General features: G+C 68.7%; 19 protein-coding genes. 2 read left to right on the forward strand and 17 right to left on the reverse strand.

The annotated features are described in order from the left end of the window. Positions 1–116 precede the first annotated feature (116 nt). The 13 genes from EPO52_RS14100 to EPO52_RS14160 all read right to left on the reverse strand — a co-directional run bounded on the left by EPO52_RS14100 (position 117) and on the right by EPO52_RS14160 (position 15,478). Positions 117–1,406 (reverse strand): FtsQ-type POTRA domain-containing protein, encoded by a 1,290-nt coding sequence (locus EPO52_RS14100; RefSeq protein ID WP_290807594.1) that lies wholly within the window; start codon positions 1,404–1,406, stop codon positions 117–119. Beyond that, complete coding sequence (gene murC, locus EPO52_RS14105; protein WP_290807596.1) at positions 1,403–2,842, reverse strand: UDP-N-acetylmuramate--L-alanine ligase; 1,440 nt, start codon at positions 2,840–2,842, stop codon at positions 1,403–1,405. The genes EPO52_RS14100 and murC overlap by 4 nt, the downstream gene beginning before the upstream one ends. Positions 2,843–2,858: 16 nt before the next feature. Continuing rightward, a complete protein-coding gene (locus tag EPO52_RS14110) occupies positions 2,859–3,971 on the reverse strand; it encodes a UDP-N-acetylglucosamine--N-acetylmuramyl-(pentapeptide) pyrophosphoryl-undecaprenol N-acetylglucosamine transferase (protein ID WP_290807598.1) in 1,113 nt (370 codons plus the stop codon). Then, positions 3,968–5,224 carry a putative lipid II flippase FtsW gene (gene ftsW, locus EPO52_RS14115; protein ID WP_290807600.1) on the reverse strand — a complete coding sequence of 419 codons (1,257 nt, stop codon included), beginning with the start codon at positions 5,222–5,224 and terminating at the stop codon, positions 3,968–3,970. The genes EPO52_RS14110 and ftsW overlap by 4 nt, the downstream gene beginning before the upstream one ends. Continuing rightward, the gene (gene murD, locus EPO52_RS14120) at positions 5,178–6,743 is read right to left on the reverse strand and encodes a UDP-N-acetylmuramoyl-L-alanine--D-glutamate ligase (RefSeq protein ID WP_290807602.1); all 1,566 of its coding nucleotides are present in this window, start codon (positions 6,741–6,743) and stop codon (positions 5,178–5,180) included. Before murD ends, ftsW begins: the two co-directional genes overlap by 47 nt. Next, the gene (gene mraY, locus EPO52_RS14125; protein WP_290807604.1) at positions 6,743–7,837 is read right to left on the reverse strand and encodes a phospho-N-acetylmuramoyl-pentapeptide-transferase; all 1,095 of its coding nucleotides are present in this window, start codon (positions 7,835–7,837) and stop codon (positions 6,743–6,745) included. The genes murD and mraY overlap by 1 nt, the downstream gene beginning before the upstream one ends. Next, complete coding sequence (murF, locus tag EPO52_RS14130; protein ID WP_290807606.1) at positions 7,834–9,258, reverse strand: UDP-N-acetylmuramoyl-tripeptide--D-alanyl-D-alanine ligase; 1,425 nt, start codon at positions 9,256–9,258, stop codon at positions 7,834–7,836. The genes mraY and murF overlap by 4 nt, the downstream gene beginning before the upstream one ends. 4 nt (positions 9,259–9,262) lie before the next feature. Beyond that, a complete protein-coding gene (locus EPO52_RS14135; protein ID WP_290807609.1) occupies positions 9,263–10,855 on the reverse strand; it encodes a UDP-N-acetylmuramoyl-L-alanyl-D-glutamate--2,6-diaminopimelate ligase in 1,593 nt (530 codons plus the stop codon). A 27-nt stretch (positions 10,856–10,882) separates the two neighbouring features. Further along, positions 10,883–12,655, reverse strand: coding sequence for a penicillin-binding protein 2 (locus tag EPO52_RS14140; RefSeq protein WP_290807610.1), 1,773 nt, complete (start codon positions 12,653–12,655; stop codon positions 10,883–10,885). 36 nt (positions 12,656–12,691) lie between these two features. Further along, positions 12,692–13,345: a hypothetical protein gene (locus tag EPO52_RS14145; protein WP_290807612.1), complete on the reverse strand. Its 654-nt coding sequence runs from the start codon at positions 13,343–13,345 to the stop codon at positions 12,692–12,694. Continuing rightward, positions 13,342–14,316: a 16S rRNA (cytosine(1402)-N(4))-methyltransferase RsmH gene (gene rsmH / locus EPO52_RS14150; protein ID WP_290807614.1), complete on the reverse strand. Its 975-nt coding sequence runs from the start codon at positions 14,314–14,316 to the stop codon at positions 13,342–13,344. The genes EPO52_RS14145 and rsmH overlap by 4 nt, the downstream gene beginning before the upstream one ends. 104 nt (positions 14,317–14,420) lie before the next feature. Continuing rightward, complete coding sequence (gene mraZ / locus EPO52_RS14155; protein ID WP_290807616.1) at positions 14,421–14,852, reverse strand: division/cell wall cluster transcriptional repressor MraZ; 432 nt, start codon at positions 14,850–14,852, stop codon at positions 14,421–14,423. A gap of 236 nt (positions 14,853–15,088) precedes the next feature. Next, on the reverse strand, positions 15,089–15,478 hold the full coding sequence (locus tag EPO52_RS14160; RefSeq protein WP_290807619.1) for a DUF3040 domain-containing protein: 390 nt from the start codon (positions 15,476–15,478) through the stop codon (positions 15,089–15,091). 133 nt (positions 15,479–15,611) lie between these two features. On the opposite strand from EPO52_RS14160, the gene EPO52_RS14165 reads away from it, so the two are divergent. Continuing rightward, positions 15,612–16,664, forward strand: a complete 1,053-nt coding sequence (locus tag EPO52_RS14165) for a polyprenyl synthetase family protein (RefSeq protein ID WP_290807620.1) — start codon at positions 15,612–15,614, stop codon at positions 16,662–16,664. A gap of 60 nt (positions 16,665–16,724) precedes the next feature. Here the strand turns inward: EPO52_RS14165 and EPO52_RS14170 are convergent, their stop codons facing one another. Next, positions 16,725–17,060 carry an Rv2175c family DNA-binding protein gene (locus EPO52_RS14170; protein ID WP_290807622.1) on the reverse strand — a complete coding sequence of 112 codons (336 nt, stop codon included), beginning with the start codon at positions 17,058–17,060 and terminating at the stop codon, positions 16,725–16,727. 135 nt (positions 17,061–17,195) lie between these two features. On the opposite strand from EPO52_RS14170, the gene pknB reads away from it, so the two are divergent. Then, a complete protein-coding gene (gene pknB / locus EPO52_RS14175) occupies positions 17,196–19,196 on the forward strand; it encodes a Stk1 family PASTA domain-containing Ser/Thr kinase (protein WP_290807624.1) in 2,001 nt (666 codons plus the stop codon). A gap of 125 nt (positions 19,197–19,321) precedes the next feature. Here pknB and EPO52_RS14180 read toward each other — a convergent pair whose 3' ends face one another. From EPO52_RS14180 to EPO52_RS14190, 3 genes are read right to left on the reverse strand one after another with little or no spacing between them, the layout of a single operon-like run. Next, the gene (locus tag EPO52_RS14180; RefSeq protein ID WP_290808261.1) at positions 19,322–20,647 is read right to left on the reverse strand and encodes a class II 3-deoxy-7-phosphoheptulonate synthase; all 1,326 of its coding nucleotides are present in this window, start codon (positions 20,645–20,647) and stop codon (positions 19,322–19,324) included. Between the two features lie 58 nt (positions 20,648–20,705). Beyond that, entirely contained in the window at positions 20,706–21,419 is a 714-nt protein-coding gene (locus tag EPO52_RS14185; protein ID WP_290807626.1) for a lysophospholipid acyltransferase family protein, read from the reverse strand. A 4-nt stretch (positions 21,420–21,423) separates the two neighbouring features. Next, positions 21,424–22,386, reverse strand: coding sequence for an ROK family glucokinase (locus tag EPO52_RS14190; protein ID WP_290807628.1), 963 nt, complete (start codon positions 22,384–22,386; stop codon positions 21,424–21,426). Positions 22,387–22,488 lie beyond the last annotated feature (102 nt).

The raw sequence follows: 22,488 nt of genomic DNA on the forward strand, positions 1-22,488 counted from the left end.
GTTCAACTTGAAAGTTAAAGTTATTCCGAGTATGTATTTCCTACGACGAAGCTACGCGACGAAATTCGGCCAGCCCGGATGATCCCCCGCGTGTCGGCACGGAGTTCGCAATCGGATCAGCGGATGACGGGGCTCTGCGGGCTCGATACGTCGTACTCGACGACCTTGTTCGGATCCTGGGTGGCGATGAGGCGCTCCAGGATGCGCGACTTGAGGTCGCTGTCCTCCGCACTCCCCCACACCACGCGCTGGCCCACTCCGCCGAACACCATCGTGACGCTGTCGGGCGTACTGCCGCTGACCCGGTCGACCTGACTGAGGATCGCGTCGGGGAGCGAGGCGAGGACGGCGGCAGCGGCATCGAAGCCACGGCTGCCGATCTGGGTGCCGCCGAGGTCGATGAGGGGGAATCCCGCGATGCGCTCGGCCGACTGCTGCACGGTCACTCCGGCGGCATCGATCAGATCGAACCCCGCCGCCGACTGCACCTGCGCCACCGGTCGCCGCTCGACGATGCGCACGGCGAGGGTGTCGGGCGGCCTCGCCTCGACGGAGTACGACGCGATCAGGGGGAACCCGGCCAGCTCCGACTCGATCGCGCCGTAGTCGACGAGGGCGAGCGGCTTGCCGATCTGCGGCTGGAGCGCCGCAGTGACGGATGCCGCGTCGAGCCGCGAGGTGCCCTCGATCGCCAGCGTCCGCACGGCGAGCAACGGCGAATAGGCCGCGAGCAGCACCACGAGCACGAGACCCGCGAGGGAGGCACCGACCACGATCCAGGTGAGCCGCCGCCGGCGCGACCGCTGCGTGAAGCGCCGCGCCTCAGAGCGCTCGTAGCGCCGACGCCGACGGGTGGCCTTGCGCAGCTCGCGCCGTGCGTCGCCGCTGGCGTAGTCGGGGACCGATGGAGCGGACGGATCCGCAGTCTCCCGGCCACCGGTGCGGAGTGGGGGCGCCGTCGTGGTGGCATTGCCCGCACCGGAACCCAGCCGGGTGACCGGCACGGTCTCGGCCGCATCGGGGCCAGCGGTCGCGGCCGCAGATCCCCGGCCACGCGTGCCGAGCCGTCCGATCGGCGCGGTCTCCGCCGCATCCGGGGTCACCGACGAGGTCGGAGCGCCGTTCCGGCCGCGGGCACCGAGACGGCCGATAGGCGCTGTCTCGGCGGCATCCCGGGGAGCCGTCGGCGGCGCGACCGCACCTCGACCGCTCGTGCCGAGGCGCTCGATCGGGGCGGTCTCCGCCGCATCCCGGGCCGAGACCGAGGTGCGCGGGGGCTTCGGTGGACGGGCGGCCGCCTGCCGCTCCGTCGTCTTCGCACCACGGCCACGGCCGCGCGCAGGTGGCTCTGTCGGCTCGGGCTCCGCGGGCGGGGGTGGCGGCGTGATGCCGGGTGGTCGTTTCACGCTCCTCCTGGTGCGGAGGTGGTGGCCTCGAGCTCACCCTCTCCCGACGCCCGCTCGAGCGACTCGAGCAGTTGCGGCACGATGAGGTTCACGTCGCCGCAGCCGAGCGTCACCACGAAGTCGCCGGGCTCGGCGATCTCGCCGAGGTAGTCGGCGGCGCGCTGCCAGTCGTCGATGTACGCCACGTGCGCGGGGTCGGCGAAGCGCTCCGATACCAGGGCGCCGGTGACGCCCTCGATCGGGTCTTCGCGGGCGCCGCACACCTCGAGCACGATCGTGAAGTCGGCGGTGCGCTCGAGCGTCTCGGCGAATTCGCCGGCCATGAGCTTCGTACGGCTGTAGAGGTGGGGCTGGTGCACCGCGATGATGCGCCCCTCCCCCACGACGGTGCGCGCGGCGGTGAGGGCTGCATCGACCTCCGTGGGGTGGTGCGCGTAGTCGTCGTACACGCTGACGCCGCCGACGGTGCCGTGGAGCTCGAACCGCCGGCCGGTGCCGCCGAACGCGCCGACCGCGGCGACCGCCGCATCCGGAGCGAAACCGAGACCCACCAGAACCGCCACCGCACCCGCGGCGTTGATGGCGTTGTGGTGCCCGGGAACACGCAGGCGGCCGGGGTAGCTCGCCCCCTGGTGGTCGATCACGAACGAGACCGGGCCGTCGGCCACGATGGAGTGCACGCGGAAATCGGCGTCGGCGGCTTCACCGAAGGTCGAGACCCGCGGATGCGCCAGTCGCGACGACACCCGCAGCGCCCCTGCGTCGTCGGAGGAGATCACCACGAGTTCGTTCGCGGCATCCGCGAACTGCACGAAAGCGTCTTCGACGGCCTCTTTCGAGCCGTAGTGGTCGAGGTGGTCGGGGTCGACGTTCGTGATGAGCGCGACGGCGGTGTCGTAGAGCAGGAACGAGCCGTCGGACTCGTCGGCCTCCACCACGAAGAGCTCGCCGTCGCCGAAGGCCGACGAGGTACCGAGCTCGGAGATCACCCCGCCGTTCACGAAACTCGGCTCCTGGTCGAGTTCGAGCAGCGCGGTGACGATCATCCCGGTCGACGTGGTCTTGCCGTGCGCGCCCGCCACCGAGATGAGGCGGCGGCGGTTCGTGAGCCAGGCGAGGGCCTGCGAGCGGTGCAGGATGGTCATCCCGCGCTCTCGGGCGAGCAGGTACTCGGGGTTGTCGGGCCAGAGCGCGCTCGTCACCACGAGGGTGTCGGCGTCGCCCACGTTCGCGGCGTCGTGCCCCACCGCCACGGGGATGCCGATGGCGCGCAGCTTGGCCGCGGTCTTCGAGTCGGTGCGGTCGGAGCCGGTCACGGTGAGGCCGGATGCGGCGAACAGGCGGGCGATGCCGCTCATGCCCGCCCCTCCGATGCCCACGAAGTGCACGGCGCCGAGGGTTTCGGGGATCTCGATGTCGAGGTCGGGCTTGATCATGGGTTCAACGTTACGCTCACGCGGAGACGTCCTTGTTCAGCACGCGCCCATCGAGCGCCCGCTGCACGAGCGCCGCGAGCCGGGCGTCGCCGTCGGCGATACCGGTGCTCCGGGCCGCGGCGGCCATCGTGGCGATGCGCTCGGGGTCGGCGAGGATCGGTAGCACCGTGCTCTGCACCCAGTGCGGGTCGAACGCGGCATCGGCCACGAGGAGCGCGCCGCCCGCATCGACGAGATCGGCGGCGTTGAAGCGCTGCTCGCCGTTGCCCACGGGGTACGGCACGAGAACCGACGGGATGCCGAGGGCACCGATCTCGCACACGGTCGAGGCTCCTGCCCGGGAGAGGGCGAAGTCGGCCACCGCCAGGGCGAGATCCATCCGGTCGCAGTACTCGAGGTAGGCGTATCCGGGCAGGCCCGGGTCGGAGACCTCGGAGCGGTTGCCGGCGATGTGCAGCACGTTCCAGCCGGCACCCAGCAGGGCGGATGCCGACGCGTGCACCGTGGCGTTGATGCGCCGGGCGCCGAGCGACCCGCCTGTCACGAGCAGCGTGGGCCGGGCCGGGTCGAGGCCGAAGAACGAGTGCGCCTCGGCGGCGGCGCGGGAGCGGGCATCCGGGTCGGCCAACGCCGTCACCTCGGTGCGCAGCGGCATGCCCACGAGGGTCGCGTGCGGCAGCGGGGTGGCCGCGAATGTCACTCCCACCCAGGGCGAGTACCGCGCGCCGAGCCGATTGGCCAGCCCCGGCTTCGCATTGCCCTCGTGGATGACGAACGGCACCGACGCGCGCCGCGCGGCGAGGTACCCGGGCGCGGAGGCGTAGCCGCCGAAGCCCACCACGACGTCGACGCCACGCGTGCGGATGGTGCCGGCCACCGAGGCGATCGTGCGCCGGAAGGCCCCCGGGAAGCGCAGCGCGGCGCCGTTCGGCCGGCGCGGGAACGGCAGCCGCGGGATGGTGAGCAGCTCGTAGCCGCGCTCGGGAACGAGCCGGGACTCGAGGCCTTCTGCCGTGCCGAGCACGAGGATCTCGGCCGACGGATCACGGCGGCGCAGTTCGTCGGCGGTGGCGAGCAGGGGGTTCACGTGCCCGGCCGTGCCGCCTCCCGCGAGGAGGTACGCGGTCACCGTGCGGCCTGTTCCCTGCTCTGGCCCGCGTTCTCACGGGCCACCCCGAGCACGATGCCGATCGCCGCCAGAGTCGTGAGCAGAGCCGAGCCTCCCGAGGAGATGAGCGGGAGCGGCACTCCGAGAACCGGCAGCAGCCCCACGACGACGGCGATGTTCACGAACGCCTGGCCGACGAGCCACACCATCACCGCACCGGTGACGACCTTCGAGAACATGTCGTTCGACGAGCGGATGATGCGCACGAACGCGATGGCGAGGGCGATGAAGAGCAGCAGCACCACGATGGCGCCCACGAGCCCGAGCTCCTCGCCGATGATCGCGAAGATGTAGTCGTTGTCGGCCGCGGGCAACCACGACCATTTCGCCTTGGAGTTGCCGAGCCCCACCCCGAACACGCCGCCGTTGGCCATGGCCCACTCGCCGTGCTGGGCCTGCCAGTCGGTGCCCTCGTAGTCGGTTCCCTTGCCGTTGAAGAACGCGGCGATGCGGTCGGAACGGCTCGCGCTCGAGAAGGCCACGATCACGGCGATGATCGCACCGGCGATCACGGGGAGGATGAGCATCCGGATCTTGATGCCGGCGAAGAAGAGGGCACCGAACACGAGACCCGCCATGATCATGACGGTTCCGAGGTCACCACCGAGCAGCACCAGCAGGATGGCGCCACCCGCCACGGGCAGGATCGGGATGACGATGTGCCCCATCTTGCCGAGCAGCATCTCCTTCTTGGCGAGGATGGCGCCCATCCACACCACGAGGGCGAGCTTCACCAGCTCGGAGGGCTGGAAGGTGTAACTGCCGATGGCGATCCAGTTGAGGTTGCCGCCCACTTCGTCGCCGAGAGGGGTGAACACGAGCATCTGCACGCCGATGGCCACGAAGATGGCGAGCCAGGCCCAGCGTTTCCAGAAGCGGATGGGCAGACGCGACACCACGAGCATCAGCGGGATGCCGATCAGCGCGAAGAGTCCCTGTTTCGAGAACACGCCGAAGAAGCCCTGCCGCTGGGTGAACGAGTCGATCGAGCTCGACGAGAGCACCATCACGAGTCCGAGCAGCACGAGGAAGAGCGTGGTGCCGAGCAGGAGGAAGTAGTTGCCCGACTCGGCCGTGAACACCTGGCCGAGCGAGATGCGTGCCGAATACGCGCTTCCGGATGCGGCGTCCTGCGCGTTCTGGCTGTTCTTGGAGTTCTGAGGAGACCTACTCCGGCCGAACCGCGGGAGGGTTCGCGTGGGAGTCGTCACCATCCGTGCCTCCCACATGTCTGCGCACTGCCTGCGCGAACCGGTCGCCCCGGTCGGCGTAGTCGTCGAACTGATCCATCGAAGCCGCTGCCGGTGCGAGCAGCACCACGTCTCCGGGCTCCGCCGCGGCCGCCGCCAGAGCGACTGCACGCGACATCACATCACCAGTCTCATCGTGGTCGACCTCGAACACGGGAAGCTCCGGCGCGTGTCGCCGGATGGAGGCCAGCACCTCGTCGCGCTCGACCCCGATCACGACGACGGCGCGAACCCGAGAACCGGGCGGCGTGCCATCCGGGGCGCCCTCGGGCACGCCGACCGAAGCCCGCACGAGCGGGTCGATGTCGACGCCCTTGAGCAACCCACCGACCACCCACACGATCGAGGGATAGGCGCGGATCGACGCTTCGGCCGCGTGCGGGTTCGTGGCCTTGGAGTCGTCCACCCAGGTCACGCCGCCTGCGGTCACGATGTGCTCGATGCGATGGCGGTCGAGCGTGAAGGTGGCGAGGGCGGCACGCACGGCCTCCACCGAGATGCCGTAGCTGCGCGCGAGAGCGGCCGCGGCGAGCACGTCGGCCACGGTGTGCGGAGCACCGAGCCCGCGCGAGCGCAGCTCGTCGAGCGTGGCGATCTCGAGCGCCGAGTCCCGGCGTTCGTCGAGAAACGCCCGGTCGACGAGGATTCCATCGACCACACCGAAATCGCTCATGCCGGGAACGCCGAGACCGAAACCGATGGCGCGGGCGCCCTCGATCACCTCGGCCTCCTCCACCATCGACATCGTGAGCGCATCCGCCTTGTTGTAGACACAGGCATGCCGGGTGTTGGTGTACACGCGCGCCTTGGCGGCCGCGTAGGCCTCGAACGAGCCGTGCCAGTCGAGGTGGTCGTCGGCCACGTTCAGCACCACGGAGGCATAGGGCGACATGCTCGACGTCGAGTGCAACTGATAGCTCGAGAGCTCCACCACGAGCACGTCGAAGCCCTGCGGGTCGCGGATGGCGTCGAGCACAGGGATACCGATGTTGCCGCACGGCGCCACACGGTGGCCCGCGGCCAGCAGCATCGATGCGGTGAGTTGCACCGTGGTGGTCTTGCCGTTGGTGCCGGTGACGGCGATCCAGTCGGCCGGGGCTCCTGTGTCGGCGCGCACGACCTTGTCGCGCACCCGCCAGGCGAGCTCCACGTCGCCCCAGACGGCGATGCCCCGCTCGCCCGCCCAGACGAGCAGCGGGTCATCCGGGTGGTAGCCGGGCGAGGCCACCACGAGTTCGGGCTCGAAGTCGGCGAGTTCGGCCGGCACCTCGCCCTTCGGTGCCAGAACGAGCCGGGCACCGATCACGGGCACGAGGTCGGAGTACTCCTTCGAGGCCTTCTCGGCCACGACGAGAACGGATGCGCCCAGCTCGGTGAGGGTGTCGGCCACTGAGAAGCCGGTGACGCCGAGCCCCAGCACGGCCACCCGCAGGCCCGTCCAGTCGGCGTGCCAGCTGCGGAGCTCGTCGAGATCGCGGCTCATCAGCGCGAGAGCCACTCGAGGTAGAAGGAGCCCACGGCGCCCGCCACGAGGAGACCCCCGATGATCCAGAAGCGCACCACGATGGTGACCTCGGCCCACCCCTTCATCTCGAAGTGATGGTGCAGCGGGCTGGCCCGCCAGATGCGTTTGCCCTTGGTGAGCTTGAAGTAGGTGAGCTGCACCGCCACCTGGCCGGCCACGATCACGAAGATACCGCCGATGAGGATGAGGAGCAGTTCGGTGCGGGCGAGGATGGCGAGGGCGGCCAGCGCACCACCGAGGGCCAGCGAGCCGGTGTCACCGAGGAAGATCTTGGCGGGGTTGGTGTTCCACCAGAGGAACCCGATGAGCGCTCCCACGATGGTGGCCGCCACCACGGCGAGATCGAGCGGGTCGCGCACGTCGTAGCACTTGTCGAGAACGTCGAAGTCGAGCGTCGAGCTCTGGCACGACTGGTTGAACTGCCAGAAGCCGATGATCACGAAGGAGCCGATGGCCAGGATGCTCGACCCCGGCGCGAGCCCGTCGAGCCCGTCGGTGAGGTTCACGGCGTTCGAGGTGGCGATCACCATCACCGAGATCCAGATCACGAACGCGATGGTGCCGGCGATGACCCCCCAGGCGAGGAAGTCGAACGGCAGGTCGCGGATGAACGAGATCTGGGTCGAGGCCGGCGTCTCGCCTGCGGAGTTCGGGAACTGGATGGCCAGCAACGCGAACACCACGCCCACGATGACCTGGCCGATGATCTTCGCGATGGGGCTGAGCCCGAGGCTGCGCTCCTTGTGCACCTTCAGGAAGTCGTCGAGGAACCCGACGAGACCGAGCCCCGTCATGAGGAACAGCACGAGCAGGCCCGACACGGTGGGCGGCTCCTGCGTCACGAGTGCCGACACGAAGTAGCCGAAGAGCACCGCCAGGATGATGACGATGCCGCCCATCGTGGGCGTTCCCCGCTTGACGTGGTGGGCATCCGGGGTGTCGATGTTGATGAACTGACCCCAGGCGAAGCGCTTGAAGATGCGGATGAAGACGGGCGTCAGGAAGAGCGAGAACGCCAGCGACAGAGACGCCGATGCGAGCAGTGTGATCACGAGTAGGCCTCCGCGATGCGATCGCCGAGGAACCGGAGGCCCGCGGAGTTGGACGACTTCACGAGGATGAGGTCGTCGGCGCGGATGTCGCGCGAGATCAGCTCGAACGCCTCGTCGGCGTCGGCCGCGAACACGGCCTCGCCGTCCCAGGAGCCCTCGTGGTTGGCGGCGAGATGCAGAGCGCGGGCGCCCTCTCCCACCACGAAGAGCTTCTCGATGTTGAGCCGCACCACCATGCGGCCGATGCGGTCGTGCTCCTCCACCGAGAACTCGCCGAGCTCGCTCATCTCGCCGAGCACCGCGACGGTGCGCTGGCCGGGCTCCGCGATCTGCGCGAGCGTCTTGAGGGCGGCCGACATCGAGTCGGGGCTCGCGTTGTAGGCATCGTTGATCACGCGCACGCCGTCGCGGCCGCCCATGAGCTCCATGCGCCAGCGCTCGGCACGGATGACCGACTCGAGCCCCTCGACGATCGAATCGATCGGCACCCCGAGCACGTGGGCGGCGGATGCGGCAGCCAGCGCGTTCATCACGTGGTGCTCGCCGAGCACGGCGAAACGCACGGGCCGGCTCTCGCCGTTCGGCAGGTGCAGCACGAAGCTCGTGCCCGATCCCGTGGCGTCGATGTCGGTGGCGCGCACCTGCGCGGCGTCCGAGAGACCGAACCACAGCACCTGAGCCGCGGTCTTGTCGGCCATGCCGGCCACACGGGTGTCGTCGATGTTGAGCACGGCCGTGTCGGCCGGCAGGAGGTCTTGAACCATCTCGGTCTTGGTGGCGAGTGTCGTCTCGATTCCGCCGAACTCCCCCGCGTGGGCGAGGCCGACGGTGAGCACCACGCCGACGTCGGGCTTCGCCATGCGGATGAGGCGGGTGATCTCGCCTTTGCCGCTCGCCCCCATCTCGGCCACGAGATACCTCGTGCCGAGAGTGAGCTTCAGCATCGTGAGCGGGGCGCCCACCTCGTTGTTGAACGAATCGCGCGGCGCGACGGTCTCGCCCACCCGCTCGAGGATGGCCTTCAGCAGGTTCTTGGTGGTGGTCTTGCCGTTGGAGCCCGTGATGCCCACGATCTTCAGCTCGCCACCGGCCTGCACCCGGCGCACGACCTCGGTGGCGAAATGACCGAGCGCGAGCACGGAATCGGCCACCACGATCTGTGGCACGGCAACGGGCGCCGGCTCCTCCACGACCACGAGGGCGGCGCCGGCCTCGACGGCCTGCGGCACGAAGCGGTGACCGTCGTCGAACTCGCCGCGCTTGGCCACGAAGATGTCACCCGTGCCGATGAGGCGCGAGTCGGTGTCGACGGTGCCGTCGACGATGGAATCGGCCGACCAGCCGGCGGCTTCGGCGTCGGGAAGGATCACGAGGTCGCCTTGCAGCGCTTCGGCGATCTCGGTGAGTGTCAGGTGGAGCATGGGTTCAGAGCCATCCGTGTTCGTGGAGCGCATTGCGCGCATCGTCGCGGGCGGAGTAAGGGATCCGCTCCCCCGCGACCTCGTGGTAGTCCTCGTGGCCGGGGCCGGCGTAGAGGATGACGTCGTTCTCGCCCGCGATGTCGAGTGCGGCGCGGAAGGCGGCCCGCGGATCGGGCACCTCGTGGAGCTCTCGCTCCGGAACGGCCTCGCGGGCCGCCTTGAGCAGCACCGAGCGGATGGCCGCGGGGTCTTCGTACCGCGGGTGGAAGTCGGTGATCACCACGGCATCCGAGAGCCGGGCGGCGATGGCGCCCATGTCCTCGCGCTTCGAGGGGTCGCGGTCTCCGTCGGCACCGAACACCATGATGATGCGGCCGTCGGTGACGCGGCGGATCGACTCGAGGGTGGAGACGAAGGCATCGGGGCTGTGGCCGTAGTCGATGTAGACGATGGGGCCCTCGTCGCCCGAGATCTTCTCGGCGCGGCCCGGGATGTACACGTCGATGCCCGGCACGCGGTCGGGATCGTAGTCGGCGTCGTTCTCGTCGTCGCGCGGCTCGTTGAGCGCGTGCGCGATGGCCTCGAGATCGAAGCCCGACTCCACGAGCATCACGATGGCGAGCGCAGCATTGGCGGCCATGTAGCTGCCGAGGAGGGGAACCGAGGTGGAGAACTCACGGTGATCGGGGCCGCGGAGGGTGAAGTAGGTGCGGTCGACCGTCTCCTCGTCGACCGTGAGGACCCATTCGGCGTCGGCCTCGGTGGAGGCCGTCGTGGAGATGGTGGTGAGCGGGATGCGGGACTGCGCCACGAGCCGGGAACCCCAGTCGCCGTCGACGATCACCACGCCGCGCTTGGCGCGATCGGGCTGGAAGAGCTCGCTCTTAGCCTCGAAATAGGCCTCCATCACCCCGTAGTCGTCGAGGTGGTCGTGCGAGAGGTTGGTGAAGCCCACCACGTCGAACACGATGCCGTCGACCCGGTGCTGGGTGATGGCCTGGGCGGAGACCTCGAGCACGACCGAGCGCACATCGGCCTCGCGCATGCGGGCCAGCATCGCGTGGATCTCGGTGGCCTCGGGGGTGGTCAGCTTCGACACGATGGTCTCGTCGCCGATGCGGCGCTCGGCCGTGGTGCTCAGACCGGCGGTGATGCCGAGCTGGCGCAGGATGGCCTCGAGCAGATAGGCCACACTCGTCTTGCCGTTCGTGCCGGTGACGCCGAAGAGGGTGGGCGGGTCTTCCCGGGTGCGGTAGATCCACGCGGCGAGCTCGCCGAGGGCGAGCCGCGGTTCGGGTGTGACGATGATGGGCAGCCCGCTGTCGGCAGCGATCTCGGCACCCTCGTCGTCGGTGAGGATCGCGACCGCGCCGGCCTCCCTGGCGGCCTCGGCGAACGAGGCGCCGTGGAAGCGCACGCCCTTGAGCCCCACGTAGAGGTCGCCCGGGTGAACGTCTTTCGACGAGATCGTGATTCCGCTCACCACGTCGGCCACAGGCGCGCCGCGGTGCTCGAAACCGAAGTCCTCGACCAGATGCGGCAGCGACCGAGAGATCGGATGCTCGGGTCGTAGAGCCGAAGAGCCCCGATCAGCCACTGGTCTCCTTCGTGATCACGTGCGTACTCAGTACGTCGTCGGCAAGTCGGGTGCGGGTTCCGTTGACGGCAGCACCCGGTTCTCTTTGAGAACCTGCGACATGACCTTCTGGAAGACCGGCGCCGCAGCAAGAGCCGACTCAATGGTAACGGGCTTCGCGATGGTGACCGAAACGACGTACTGCGGATCGTCGGCCGGAGCGAGGCCGGCGAGCGACGTGATGTAGCTGTCGCCGTAGGCACCCGAGCCGTCGCTCATCTGCGCGGTACCGGTCTTCGCGGCCACCCGGTAGCCCGGGATCTGCAGGTCGGCTTTGGCGTAACCGCCGGTGACCACGGTCTCGAGCATGTTGACCGTGTCGTTCGCGGCCTGGGCCGACACGACCTGCTGGCCCGTCGTATCCGGAACGTCGGTCATGGTGCCGTCGGCCTGGCGACAGCCCTCGACGAGCTGCACCGGGAGCCGCACGCCGCCGTTGCCGAGGGTCTGGTAGAGGCTGGCGATCTGGATGGCGGTGGTCGACACGCCCTGGCCGAACGTGGTGGTGAGGTTGGTCTGGTCGTCCCACTGGTCCCACGGGGCGAGGATGCCGCCCGACTCGGCGGGGAAGCCCACCTCACTCGGGGTGGTCATGTGGAACTTCTCCATGTAGTCGTAGCGCTGCTCCGAGCTCAGCAGCTCGCCGAGCATGGCCGTACCGGTGTTCGACGACTCCTGGATGACGCCGGCGAACGTCAGCCGCAGCGGGTCGGTGTGGAACTCGCTGTCGCGCGTCGAGGCACCGTTCGGGTCGGTGAAGATGTAGGGCGCTTCGACCTGCGTCCCCACGTTCGCGAGCCCTGCATCCAGAACGGATGCGGCCGTGAGCGCCTTGAAGGTGGAGCCGGGCTCGAACGGTGCCTGGAACGCGATCGAGCCGCGGTCTTCGGCGGGGGTGGCGTCGACGTTGTTGGGGTCGACGCTCGGGTAGTCGGCCACGGCGAGCAGCTTGCCCGTCTTCACCTCCTGCACCACGACGGTTCCCCAGGCGCCGCCCACCTCCTGCACGCGTGCCGCGAGAGTCTGCTGGGCGAACCACTGCAGGTCGCTGTCCAGGGTGAGCACCGCGGTACCCCCCTGCACGGCCTGCACCGCGGTCTCTGTGGTGCCGGGGATGGCGACGCCGTCGGCGCCGCGCTGGTAGGTCTCGAGACCGTCGCTGCCGGCCAGGCACTCGTTCTCCAGCTGCTCGACACCGGCCTGGGCCGAGCCGTCCGAGCCCACGAAGCCCACGACGCTGCCGGCCACCGCTCCGTTCGGATAGGTGCGCTGCGGCTCGGAGGAGTAGTAGAGCCACGGGATCTGGAGGTCGCGGATGGAGCGGAACGCATCGACGTCGATGTTGCGGATGACGTAGGCGAAGTTCGACGTGGGGTCGGCGGTGAGGATGCCGAGCACCTGGTCTGCGGTCTGGCCTGTGATGGCACCGATCTCGGCAGCCGCCTGATCGGGCGTCACCGTGCTCACCGTGCCGTCGGCCGCGGTGCGATCGAAGGCGGCGACCGAGAGCGGCGAGGCCGTGACGTCGTAGCGCAGCACCGAGGTGGCGAGCACGGTGCCGTCGTTGTCGACGATGTCGCCGCGGAGACCGTAGGTGCTCGTCTGGGCGGAGAACTTGTCGAACGACGCGGCGTTCAACTCGTCGGCCTGCACGATCTGGATGGTGATGAGTCGCACCACGAAGACGGCCACGATGGCCACCACCGCGAAGACGGCGACCGCGGCGCGACGCTTCGTCGACCGGCTGGCGACGGCGGTCACAGGAACGGCTCCGGGGAAACGGTGATTCGCACGGCGCTACTGCGTGATCGGTGAGGGAAGTGCACCCTGCCACGGTACGTCGGTCGACTGCTGAGTCGCGGGAGGCGCGCTCGGGGCTTGCGCAGCCGCTGCCGCCTCGGCCGCCGACGCGGCCATCGGAGCGGCGAGCAGGGAGTTGGGAATGAGGGCCTGACCGCCCGTGAGGGTTGCCGTTCCGCTGGCCGCCACCGGTGAGCCCAGCACCGCGCCATCCGAGAGCCGCAGGTACACCGGAGCGCTGTTGGCCACCATGCCGAGCGACTCGGCGCTGGCCGCGAGGTTCTGCGGGGAGGAGAGCTTGTCGAACTGCTCGGTGAGCACCTGGTTCGACCGGTCGAGTTCTTTCTGCTGCTGCTGCAGCGACGAGATCTCGTAGGCGCCGTCGGAGAGGCCGATGGAGAGCATGAGCTGCGTCACCACGATGGCCAGCACCCCGGCCACCACGACGGCCGCGTAGGCGATCTTGGGCCGCTGGCGCTTCTGGGTGCGGCTCGGAACGATCTCGATGCGCGGGGTGAGCGCGGGCAGACCGTCGCCGAGGCGTTCACCCGGCAGGTCGTAGTCGGGCAGATCGAAGTCGGGCTGGGCCGAGCCGGTGCGGCCGAGGCTCATTCGTGGGCGCGCCATGGTGGCTCCGGCGGTGTTCGTCATGCGATGCTCCTGATCTTCTCGGCAGCACGGAGGCGCACGGGGATGGCACGGGGGTTACGGGCGCGTTCGGCGTCGTCGGCGAGCTCGGCACCGCGCACCAGCAGCTTCAGTTCGGGCCGGTGCTCGGGCAGCTCGACCGGGAGGCCGGCCGGGGCGGTGGAGACCGAGCGCTTCTGCAGCTCGCGCTTCACGATGCGGTCTTCGAGCGACTGGAAGGCGAGAACCACGATGCGGCCGCCCACCACGAGGGCTTCGATGGCCTTGGGCAGTGCACGCTCGAGAACGGAGAGCTCGGCGTTGACCTCGATGCGCAGGGCCTGGAAGACCCGCTTGGCCGGATGCCCCGAGTTCGAGAACTTCGCCGGGGTGGCGGCCTGGATGATGTCGACCAGCTGGCCGGAGCGCAGGATCGGCCCCTCGGCGCGGGCGGCCACGATGAACCGGGCGTAGCGGTCGGCGAGTTTCTCCTCGCCGTAGTCGCGGAAGATGCGGCGCAGATCGGCCTCGGAGTAGTTCGCGACGATCTCGGCCGCCGTGAACGACGCCGTGTCGTCCATGCGCATGTCGAGCGGGGCATCCTTCGAGTAGGAGAAGCCGCGCTCCACCTCGTCGAGCTGCATCGACGAGACGCCGAGATCGAAGAGGATGCCGTCGACACCCTCGATGCCGAGACCCTCCAGGGCCTCGTCGATCTCGTCGTAGACGCAGTGCACCAGGTCGATGCGGGAGGAGAAGCGCTCGAGCCGCTCCCCCGCGAGGCGGAGAGCTTTGGGGTCGCGGTCGAGACCCACGAGGTGCAGTTCGGGGAACGCCTCGAGGAAGGCCTCGGAGTGACCGCCGAGACCGAGGGTGCAGTCGACGAGGATGGCGCCCGGGTGGCCGAGGGCCGGACCGAGCAGGTCGATCGTGCGCTCGAGGAGCACCGAGGTGTGGATGTCGGAGAAGCGGGAGCTGTCGTGGGTGTCGGCCATGAGCATCCGGTTTCTGGTTCGTAACCCCTGATCCCCATCCATTCCGACCTGGCACCGGGGAAGTGCGCCAGGGCGATGAACGGCTGGGAGTCAGGGGCGGCGACTCAGAAGAGCCCGGGGATCACCTCCTCGTCGGTCTCGGAGAAGGCGGCCTCTTGCGCGGCGAGGTAGGTGTTCCAGGCCTCGGCATCCCAGATCTCGGCGCGGCTGCCCGCCCCGATCACCACGAGATCGCGGTCGAGGTGGGCGTAGCTGCGCAACGGGGCGGGAACCGTGACGCGGTGCTGCTTGTCGGGGGTCTCGGCGCTGGCACCGGAGAGGAACACGCGGAGGTAGTCGCGAGCCTGCTTGCTCGTGACGGGGGCCTGGCGGATCTTCTCGTGCAGGTCTTCGAACTCGCGCGTCGAGAAGACGTAGATGCAGTTCTCCTGGCCGCGGGTCATGACCACACCGCCGGCGAGTTCGTCGCGGAACTTGGCGGGGAGGATGATGCGCCCTTTCTCGTCGAGCTTGGGGGCATAGGTGCCAAGGAACACGACCTCCCCCCTTACTCTTCGGCCAGAATCGTGGGCAAGCTCCACTTTACTCCACTTTGCACCACCAATCAACGACATTCGCGCTTTGATGGTGTTTTGGGCGGGAAATATCCGCGTGATTTCAGGGATCTCAAGGGTGGAGGGAAATGGAGGGATCTCCCACTCCGCGTCCTACTTTCGGGCACAAAAAAAGACCGGCCCGAAGGCCGGTCTCATTCGTGGGGAGGGAAGTGGAGCTACTCGTCCCGATCGTCGTCGCGTCGTTCCCAGCGGTCGTTCAAGCGGTCCATGAAGCCCGACTTGGCCGCACCACTGCGGGGAGCGGATGCCGGAGCGGCACCCGGCATGGCCGTGGCGCTCGCGGAGCGCTTCGAACGACGCAGAGCCAGGAGCACGCCCGCGAACATGGCGATGAAGCCCACGATGCCGATGATCGGCTGGTGGAAGACGACACCCGCGATCACCACACCCAGGCCCAGAATGCCGACGAGAATGCCGAGCACGAGGGCCCCGTAATTCAATCGGCCTCTGCCGCCACTGACCGCCGACACGAAATCGGCATCGTTGTGGTAGAGACTGCGCTCCATCTCATCGAGGAGTCTCTGTTCTTGCTCCGAAAGCGGCATCCTATTTCACCTCAGGCTCGGGACCGACGCGTGGTAGTGCTGATTGTAGTGCGCGCAGTCTGGCTAGGCTAGGCGAGTGATGGAAAGCCCGCGCCTAGTCAATCTGGTCGACTCACGAATCAACGAATTCCTCGTGTCTCGTGACTCCATTGTCGAACGTATCGCGCCTGAGCTCGCTCCGTTCACGCAGTACTCCCGGGATCTTCTCAGCGGTGGCAAGAGGTTCCGCGCCCAGTTCTGCTACTGGGGATGGCGGGCGGTCTCCCCCGCCAACACCGCATCCGCCGTTCCGAGCGAGAACGACCTCGATGTTCTGGTCGATCTGTGCGCCGGGCTCGAGATCTTCCACGCCGCCGCGCTCGTTCACGACGACATCATCGACAACTCCGACACCCGCCGCGGAATGCCGTCGGTGCACCGCCGCTTCGAGTCGCTGCACCAGGGCGAAGGCTGGCGCGGCCCCGGCCGCACCTTCGGCGAAGGCAGCGCCATCCTGCTCGGCGACCTCCTGCTCGCCTGGAGCGACGAGCTCATCGCACACGCCGTGCTCGGTGCACCGTCGCTCGAGACGCACCTCGCCACCCGGGCGGCCGTCGACCTCATGCGCACCGAGGTGACGCTCGGCCAGTACCTCGACCTCATGGAGGAGCGCGCGTGGCCCACCGTCGGCCTCGACGAATCGCTGGACAGGGCGTTGCGCGTCATCGTCTACAAGTCGGCGAAGTACAGCGTCGAGGCGCCGCTCGTGATCGGTGCGTCGTTGCGAGGCGCATCGACCGCGCAACTCGACAGCCTGCGACGCTTCGGCCTCCCCCTCGGCATCGCGTTCCAGCTGCGCGACGACCTGCTCGGCGTCTTCGGCGATGCGGAGCGCACCGGCAAACCCTCGGGAGACGATCTGCGCGAGGGCAAGCGCACCGCGCTCGTCGCTCTCACCCGGGCACGCCTCGACCCGCCGTCACGCCGCCTCTTCGACGAACTGCTCGGCGACCCCGACCTCGACGACGCCCAGATCCGCATGCTGCAGCAGACCATGCGCGAGACGGGTGCCGTGCTGGAGATCGAGACCATGATCGCGGAACGGCTGAAGGCGGCGCTCGGGGAGCTGGAGCGGGCATCCCTCGGCGACACGGCGCGCGCCGAACTCGCGTCGTTGGCGCGGAGGATCACGCAGCGCGAGAGCTGAGTCCCGTCCCGCACCTGCGCAGACGGCTGCGCTGCGCCTGCGGCTCAGCCGGCGGCAGCCTCAGAGCGCCTGCGCGATGCGCCGCACCTCGGCCTTGCGGCCGGCGCGGAGGGCCTCGATCGGCGAGGTGTCGAGGAGGTCGTTGGGCTCGAGGAGCCATTCCATGATCTCGTCGTCGCTGAAGCGGTTGTCGGCGAGCACGATGATGGTGCCGCGCAGCTCCGTGAGCGGCTCGCCCTCACGGATGAAGCTCGAAGGCACCGACACCACTCCATCGCGGCGCACGGCCACGAGGTGGCGGTCTTCGATCAGGCGTCGCACGCGGCTGGGCGTGAGCCCGAGCAGGTCGACGAGGTCGGGAACGGTCAGCCACTCGGTGGCGGGCAGATCAGTCACGAGTACAGATTGCCACGCATTCCGCACCCCCGGTCAATCCGGTTGCGTCACGAAAGCATTAAGTTCCCCCGCGGATGCCGGATCACCCAGTGTCTATGCGGGGAACTGGATATGCCGCTCTCTAGACTCGATGGCGTGACCAGCGCCCCGCCCGACCCCATGATCGGACGTCTCATCGACGGCCGCTATGACGTGCGGTCGCGGATCGCGCGTGGCGGCATGGCCACGGTCTATCTCGCCACCGATCTGCGCCTCGAGCGCCAGGTGGCCATCAAGATCATGCACGGTCACCTGGCCGACGACGCCGTCTTCAAAGAGCGCTTCGTGCAGGAGGCCCGTTCGGCGGCCCGGCTGGCGCATCCGAACGTCGTGAACGTCTTCGACCAGGGGCAGGACAGCGACATGGCCTATCTGGTCATGGAGTACCTCCCCGGCATGACGTTGCGCGACCTCCTGAAGGAGCGCGGGCAGCTCACCACCGAGCAGACCGTCGATGTGATGGACGCCGTGCTGGGAGGCCTCGCGGCCGCCCACAAAGCCGGCATCGTGCACCGCGACCTGAAGCCGGAGAACGTCCTCCTCGCCGACGACGGCCGCATCAAGATCAGCGACTTCGGTCTCGCCCGCGCCGTCTCGGCCAACACGGCGACAGGCCAGGCATTGCTCGGCACCATCGCCTACCTCTCCCCCGAACTCCTCACCCGGGGAACCGCGGATGCCCGCAGCGACATCTACGCGGCCGGCATCATGATGTACGAGATGCTCGTCGGCGCCCAGCCCTACGTGGGCGACCAGCCGATGGCCATCGCGTTCCAGCACGCCAACGACCAGATGCCCACGCCGAGCGATGCGAGCCCGGCGGTGCCCGAGCAGCTCGACGACCTCGTGCTGTGGGCCACCAGGAAAGAGCCCGACGAGCGGCCGAGCGACGCACGCGAGATGCTCGAGCGGCTCCGCGTCGCGGAGTACGAGATCGCCGGAACCCGCCGCGCGCAGGCCGCCACCGGTCGCACCGTCGTGCTGCCCGACACGTTCGACGCCGACCTCGACCAGGCCCAGACGCAGGTGCTCGAGGCACGCAGACGCACCGGTTCCACCACGGTCGTCAGTTCGGTCACTCCCGCCACCACGGTCTACGGCACCTCCATCGCCGCTCACGACCAGGGGGCGGATGCGGGCGACATCCCGACCCGGCCGGGCGACGCCCTGGCGCGCAAGGCCGGCTCACGCCGAAAGCGCGGTGCCTGGATCCTCGCGATCATCCTCGTGGTGGCCGCCGGACTGGGTGTCAGTGCGTGGTACTTCGCCGCCGGCCCGGGAGCGTCGGTGACGGTTCCTGCCGACCTCGCCGGCAAGCCCGTCGCCGAGGCGGAGGCCTCCCTCGACGCCCTGTCGCTGCTGCACACCCAGACCCAGCAGACCGACCCCACCGTTCCCGCCGGAGTCGTGATCTCAACCGACCCCGCGGGGGGCACCCCCGTCGGGCAGGGCTCCAGCATCACCCTCGTGGTCTCGGCGGGCCCGGCCATGCTTCCCGTGCCCGGCCTCGCCGGTACCTCCGAGGCCGACGCCACGGCAGCCATCCAGGCCGCCGGATTCACGCTCGCCGACCCCGTGGCACGCCAGTTCGACTCCGACGTCGAGAGCGGCGTGGTGATCGCGGCGCTCGGCGCCGACGGCGCCGCGATCGGTGCGACCTATCCCGAGCAGCGGCCGATCACCCTCGTGGTGTCGCTCGGTGCGGTTCCGAATGTCGTGGGGCAGTCCCCGGACGATGCGATGGCGGCTCTCGGCGAGGTCGGCCTCGTGGGGGTCGACGGTTCACAGGACTTCAACGATGAGATCCCCGCCGGCGAGGTCTACCAGGCGATCACGACCACCGACCCGGTGCGCCCCGGCGACAGCATCACTCTCAACGTCTCGCGCGGCCCCGAGCCCGTCACGGTGCCCGGCAATCTCAATGGCATGTCCTGGAGCGAGGCGAAGCCGCTCCTCGTCGACCTCGGCTTCGACCTCCAGTACAACGCGGTCGCCGATGCCTTCCCCGACACCTTCAAGGTGAGTGCCACCGACCCGGCGGGGGGCGCGAGCGTGCCGAAGGGCTCGAAGCTGGTCGTCAGCTTCTCTGTGTTCTAGTTGGTGTCTACCAAAGCGATACGGCCCCGGTTTTCGTTCACGCGGCCGTGTAACTACGCAAATAGAGAGGACCGAGGCCGTATACGACCTCGGTCCTCTCTATTTCTCTAGTTGCGCGGCTGCTCCTAGCGCTTCAGTTCCTCTGCGACCAGGAACGCGAGCTCCAGGGACTGCATGTGGTTGAGGCGGGGGTCGCAGAGGGATTCGTAGCGGGTGGCGAGGGTGTCCTCGTCGATGTGCTCCGATCCGCCGAGGCACTCGGTGACGTCGTCGCCGGTGAGCTCCACGTGGATTCCGCCCGGGTGCGTTCCCGCAGCCCGGTGCGCCTCGAAGAAGCCCTTGACCTCGTCGACCACGTCGTCGAAACGACGGGTCTTGTAGCCGTTCGGCGTCGTGAGCCCGTTGCCGTGCATGGGGTCGGTGACCCACAGGGGCAGTGCGTCCGATGCCTTGATCGCCTCGAGCAGGGGCGGAAGGGCGTCGCGCACCTTGCCCGCGCCCATCCGTGTGATGAAGGTGAGGCGGCCGGGCTCCCGGTTCGGATCGAGCTTGTCGATGAGCCGCAGCATGTCGTCGGCGGTGGTGGTCGGGCCGAGCTTCACGCCGATCGGGTTGCGCACCCGGGACAGGAAGTCGACGTGACCGCCGTCGAGGTCGCGCGTGCGCTCCCCGATCCACACGAAGTGGCTCGACGTGTTGTACGGCGTGCCGGTGCGCGAGTCGATGCGGGTCATGGGGCGCTCGTAGTCGAACAGCAGCGCCTCGTGGCTCACGTAGAACTCGGTGCGCTTGAGGGCCTCGAAGTCGGCCCCGCACGCCACCATGAACTTCACCGCGCGGTCGATCTCGCCCGCGAGCTGCTCGTAGCGCACGTTGGCCGGGTTCGAGGTGAAGCCCTTGTTCCAGGTGTGCACCTGACGCAGATCGGCGAAGCCGCCCTGCGTGAATGCACGGATGAGGTTCAGCGTCGACGCCGCCATGTGGTATCCGTCGAGCAGCCGCTGCGGATTCGCGGTGCGCGACTCCGGCGTGAAGTCGTAGCCGTTCACGATGTCGCCGCGGTAGGCGGGCAGCGTGACCCCATCGCGGGTCTCCGTGTCGCTCGAGCGGGGCTTGGCGAACTGGCCGGCCATGCGGCCCATCTTGATGACAGGCATCGAGGCGCCGTACGTGAGCACCACGGCCATCTGCAGGATGGTCTTGACCCGGTCGCGGATCTGGTCGGCCGTGGCACCGGCGAAGGTCTCGGCGCAGTCGCCGCCCTGGAGCAGGAACGCCTCACCGCGGGCGGCGGAGGCGAGCCGGGAGCGCAGGTTGTCGACCTCGCCCGCGAACACGAGCGGAGGCAGGGTGCCGATCTCGCGCGACACGGCCTCGACCGCGTTCTGATCGGGCCACGACGGCTGCTGCTTCACCGGGAGGGTGCGCCAATAGTCGAGACCCGCGATCACCGATTCATCCGCTTCGACGATGAGCTCTGTTGGATCTACCACTGGTCGTTTCCCGTATCTATTTGGATGGCGCCGGCGCTGCCGGCCGCGTGACTCTCACGCGCTTCTCCTTGACCGAAGTCGCATACACGTCGGCGTATTCCTGACCGCCCAGGCGGTGGAGCTCGTACATGATCTCGTCGGTCACGGAGCGAAGGATGAATCGGTCGGATTCAAGCCCCTCGAACCTAGAGAAATCTAGTGGCTCCCCGATGATGATGCCAATCCTCCGGATCTTGGGGATCTTGGTTCCGATCGGCATCACCTTCTCGGTGTCGATCATGGCCACGGGGATGATCGGCACGTGGGCCTCGAGCACCATCCGAGCCACACCGGTGCGGCCGCGGTAGAGCTTCGCATCGGGGCTGCGGGTGCCCTCGGGGTAGATGCCCAGCAGTTCACCGCGGGCGAGCACCGCGAGACCGGTGTTGAGCGAGGCCTCGGAGGCCTTGCCGCCCGCCCGGTTGATGGGCAGCTGGCCCGAGGCGGTGAAGAACAGCCGCGACAGGAAGCCCTTGATGCCCTTGCCCGTGAAGTACTCGCTCTTGGCGAGGAAGGAGACGTGGCGGTCGACCACCACCGGCAGGAACACCGAGTCGCTGAACGAGAGATGGTTCGATGCCAGGATCGCGCCACCGGTGGCGGGGATGTTCTCGAGCCCGATCACCCACGGCCGGAAGAAGGTCTTCAGAACGGGTGCCACAACCAGGTACTTCGCGAGGAAATAGAACATCGGCTCAGATCGTCTCGGCGTAGTGGCGGGCGAGATCGGCGGCGCCGACCACTCCCGCGTCGTTGACGAGCTCGGCGATCGCGAACTCGGGTTCGGGATGGTAGCCCCGGGCGGGAAGGGTCTCGAGGAAAGCGAGACGGATGGGCTCCAGCAGCTTGTCGCCGGCCTGGGCGACGCCCCCGCCGATCACGAAGAGCTGCGGGTCGAGCACCGCGGCCAGGCTCGCGGCGGCCTGCCCGAGCGACGAACCGAGGGTGCGCAACGCGGCCAGGGCTCCCGGGTCGTCGATCTCCACCAGGGCGCTCACGTCGAGGCCGGTGAGGAGGCCGTTGCGGGCCCGGACGGATGCGAGCGCCTGCCCGATCCCGCCGGCATCCGCCAGCTCGTTCGCGATGCGCAACAGAGCGCGGCCCGAGCCGTACTGCTCGATGCATCCGTGTGCCCCGCAGCCGCAGGGCAATCCGTTCGGCACCACGCGCAGGTGGCCGAGCTCGGCGCCGGCGCCGAAGCCGCCGCGGAAGAGGGTGTCGCGGCTCACGATGGCGCCGCCCACACCGGTGCCGATGGTGAGCATCACCATGTCGCTCACGAGCCGGCCGGCGCCGAAGCGGAACTCGGCCCAGCCGGCGGCGTTGGCGTCGTTCTCGATCACGATGTGCAGACCGAGCCGCTCCTGCAGCTTCTCGCGGAAGGGCTCGTTGCGCCAGCTGATGTTGGGTGCGTAGTAGACGATCGACTGCGAGGCGTCGATGAAGCCGGCGGCCGCCACACCGACGGCGACGACGGTCTCGCCGAGCTCGGCCTGGCCGGCCGAGAGGTGCTGCACCATCGCGACGACCGTGTCCTCGATCACCTGGGGCTCCGACGCCGACGTGGGGCGGCGGTCGTGGGCCACGATCTGCCCGAGCTCGTCGACGACGGCTCCGGCGATCTTCGTTCCGCCGATGTCGATACCGATCGCCCGCATGCGACGTGGTTCCTTTCGATGGGGATGACCGCATCCAGGAAGGGCTCGGATGCACCAAGTAGAGTGTAGAGGAGATGCACTCGACCGGTACCGAAGGAGCTG

This window comes from Herbiconiux sp. (genome assembly GCF_004297105.1).
Lineage (GTDB): Bacteria > Actinomycetota > Actinomycetes > Actinomycetales > Microbacteriaceae > Herbiconiux.